The sequence below is a fragment of the Aestuariivirga litoralis genome (genome assembly GCF_003234965.1).
GTDB classification, from domain to species: Bacteria; Pseudomonadota; Alphaproteobacteria; order Rhizobiales; family Aestuariivirgaceae; genus Aestuariivirga; species Aestuariivirga litoralis.
In genome coordinates, this window is the sequence record NZ_QKVK01000020.1 from 1 (window position 1) to 3031 (window position 3031).

A 3031-nucleotide genomic window follows, 5' to 3' on the forward strand; every position below is an offset into this window, starting at 1 on the left:
AATCCTTGGCGTTGTCGTAGCCCTTCCAGACCTCGTGAGGATCCAGCGCATAGGCGCAAACCTTGCCAGCAACAGGGATGCGGACAAGCGCGCGATTTTCTTCCAGGTAAGACAACCAACGGCTGATTGTCCGCCTGTTGACGTTCATCTTGTCTGCCAAAAACTGCTGATCGCAGACCACCGCGCCGCAGGTTGGGTCGATATTTTCAGCAAAGAATGAATACAGGCCGAAGGCCCCAGCATTGCCTTTAGCAAGCTCAATGATGCGCTTCCAACCCAAGGGATACACCTGCGTGAACCCCTTGTTCTTCCGCGCCTCTTCGCGCTCCTGAGCCTCTTTCTCGTCCAGCATGGCCAGCTCTCGCTGGCGGATACGACGCTGGGCGTCGGTCGCCACCGTGATCTGCTGCATGGGGTTCCTCCAAAGTCGGGAAATTTGTCCGCTCATTGCGCCATTTCGAGTCGCAATGATACGACAAATTATGTCTCACGTCGAGACAGTTTGCGTCTCAACCTTGCTACCTGTTGAGACATCCATGCATGTCTCAACGTTAGGACACCCTATGTGTCTCAATGCATTTCTACAAATCCTTATAAATCAATAACTTAGCATTTCCCCCTTTCTCCTCTAAGGGGCTGCCGCCCCGCCGGCGGCCGCTACGCGGCCTTGGCACCCCGCTGACGGCCCCTGCGGGGCCTCTGGAAAAGGCCCACCCGGCCACCGGCCGGGTGACGTTGTTTGGGGGGCCTCCGGCGGCCGCTGCGCAGCCTTGGGGCGGTGGGCGCTGCCCCCCGCCACCCCCCGCGTTCGCCACGTGGCAGGGGTGCAGGGGCTACGGGCCTGCGGCCCTTCACTCCTGCACCCCTACCGGGGAGCGTGGGGTCGTTCCAGGCGCGTCAAGGGCCGCTGCGCTCTCCGGGGGTGGCCCGTGTCCTCGCCCTGCGGGCTGCGGGCCGCGCCAGCCACCCCCTGCGCCCTTGACCCGCCTTCCACTCCGGCGCTGTCGGAAATTTCCTACCCGGCCATGAGGCGATTTCCGACACGCCAGCGGGCCACTGGCTGACGCCTTCAGCGGAGGGCAGGGTCAAGGGCGCGCCCGCAGGCCGCAGCCCGGAGCGAAGCGCAGGGACCGGGCGAGGACGCGGGCGAAGCCGAACCCTTGACGCTGACCGCAGCGCCCCAGCCTGTGCGAGTGGGGGCAGGGACGAAGGGCGAAGCCCGCCACCCCTGCCCCCCGAGCCTCCCGGCGGCGAGGGTGGGGAGTCCAGAGGGGCAAAGCCCCTTTGGGCAAGGCCGAAGGCCGCCGCAGGAGCAAGCCCGAAGGGCGCTGCAACCGCCGCAGGCGGGCACGACTTTGCTTCGCAAAGTCTAGTGAGTACACTATCATCTGATAGTGTCCCGCCGGAGGCACCGCCTTGCGCTGCCCCGACTGGCCGGATTCGGACACCAAGGGGAGGGGCAGGCATGGCGGCCTACGCGATCATGCGATGCAAGAAGCTGGCGACGATGGGCAGCGTGGCGGCGGCGTTGCAGCACTGCTACCGCGAGCGCGAAACGCCCAACGCTGACGCCGAACGCACGCCGGACAACGAGCACCGGGCGGCCACCTCAACCGATGCGGCGATGGGGCGGCTGCGCGAGTTGCTGCCGGAGAAGCGGCGCAAGGACGCGGTGCTGGCGGTCGAATACGTGATGACGGCCAGCCCGGAATGGTGGGCCAAGGCCACGCCCCAGCAGCAGGCCGCGTTCTTCGACCAGGCGCAGGGCTGGCTGGCGGCCAAATACGGCGCGGATCGCATCGTGACGGCCAGCATCCACCGCGACGAGGCCACCCCGCACCTGTCGGCCTTCGTCGTGCCGCTGACGCAGGACGGGCGGCTGTCGGCCAAGGAGTTCATCGGTGGCCGCGACAAGATGCGGGCCGACCAGACCAGCTTTGCCGAGGCGGTGAGGGATCTCGGGCTGGAACGCGGCATCGAGGGCAGCCGGGCCACCCATCAGCGCGTCCAGAGCTACTACGGCGCCATCGAGCGCCAGCCCGGGCACGCCACCATCACGCCGCAGGCCATCGAGCCGCGGGTGCTGCGCAAGGGGATTTTCTCGAAGGACGTGGAGACGCCGGAGGCCGTGGCCGCCCGCGTGACCGCTGCCGTCAGGGAAGGGTATGGCCCGACCGTCGCAGCGGCCGCAGGAGCGCGTCAGGAGCGCGAGAAGGCCCGGCAGGCACAGGAGACAGCCCGGAGCCTGCGTGACCGCCTGAAGCCCGTTCTGGACGCTCTGGGGCCGCTTAATCGCGATATGCAGGCCAAGGCGGCCCAGATCATCAAGGCCGTGGGCGAGAAGCTGCTCGCCGAACAGCGCGAGGCGACACGCCAGCGGCAGGCCCAACGGCTTCGCAGTCGCGGCCGGGATCGCGACGACGGCGGGCTGTCTCGTTGACCCTACAGGTGGCCGACGGAAGGGGTTTATGGCTTGCAGCTACTGAGGACGGTTTGCTCCTTCCCGCCATCGTGGGTCGAAAGGTTCATGTCGTTGCCCTTACCCCACAGTTCGTAGGTGTAGTTTTTGCTAGCGGAGATGTAGCGCACTCCTGATGCGCTCTTGGCGCGTTTCAGTGGGACAAGCTCATCCATTTGCAGCATCACGGCATAGTCTCCGACGTACACGACATCCAACGTCTTTCCGCCTTCGCAAGCGTACTTGGTCTGGATCATCTCATCCGCTGCTGAAGCAAGATTCGGAGCGATTGCCGCCATCATGGCAGCAAGAGCGAACGTTTTTTTCATAAAGATTTTCTCCTTCGTTTCGTTGCTCATTGGGGAGTGCTTTCAAACATGTCAATGGTGTTCGGGTCGCGGTCGTCGTTCTGCTTCTCGCCGCTGAACATCGACATGATCCGGCGGCGGATATCGCCATCCTTGTTGACCAAGGTTTTGGTCACGAAAGCTGCGTAATCCTTGGCGTTGTCGTAGCCCTTCCAGACCTCGTGAGGATCCAGCGCATAGGCGCAAACCTTGCCAGCAACAGGGA

General features: G+C 64.6%; 4 protein-coding genes. 1 reads left to right on the forward strand and 3 read right to left on the reverse strand.

What is annotated here, in order from left to right; genetic code table 11:
• Positions 1 to 412, reverse strand: a 412-nt coding sequence (locus DK847_RS20300; RefSeq protein ID WP_111200373.1) for a helix-turn-helix domain-containing protein, incomplete at its 3' end; no start/stop codon positions are given.
• 1053 nt (positions 413 to 1465) lie between these two features.
• On the opposite strand from DK847_RS20300, the gene mobV reads away from it, so the two are divergent.
• Positions 1466 to 2440: a MobV family relaxase gene (gene mobV, locus DK847_RS20305; protein ID WP_033995413.1), complete on the forward strand. Its 975-nt coding sequence runs from the start codon at positions 1466 to 1468 to the stop codon at positions 2438 to 2440.
• A 26-nt stretch (positions 2441 to 2466) separates the two neighbouring features.
• On the opposite strand, the gene DK847_RS20310 is transcribed toward mobV, so the two are convergent.
• Both DK847_RS20310 and DK847_RS20315 read right to left on the reverse strand, forming a co-directional pair.
• The gene (locus DK847_RS20310; RefSeq protein WP_077265610.1) at positions 2467 to 2817 is read right to left on the reverse strand and encodes an MliC family protein; all 351 of its coding nucleotides are present in this window, start codon (positions 2815 to 2817) and stop codon (positions 2467 to 2469) included.
• Positions 2814 to 3031 (reverse strand): hypothetical protein (locus tag DK847_RS20315; protein ID WP_425358705.1); only part of this gene is annotated, 218 nt, incomplete at its 5' end. The genes DK847_RS20315 and DK847_RS20310, both read right to left, overlap by 4 nt.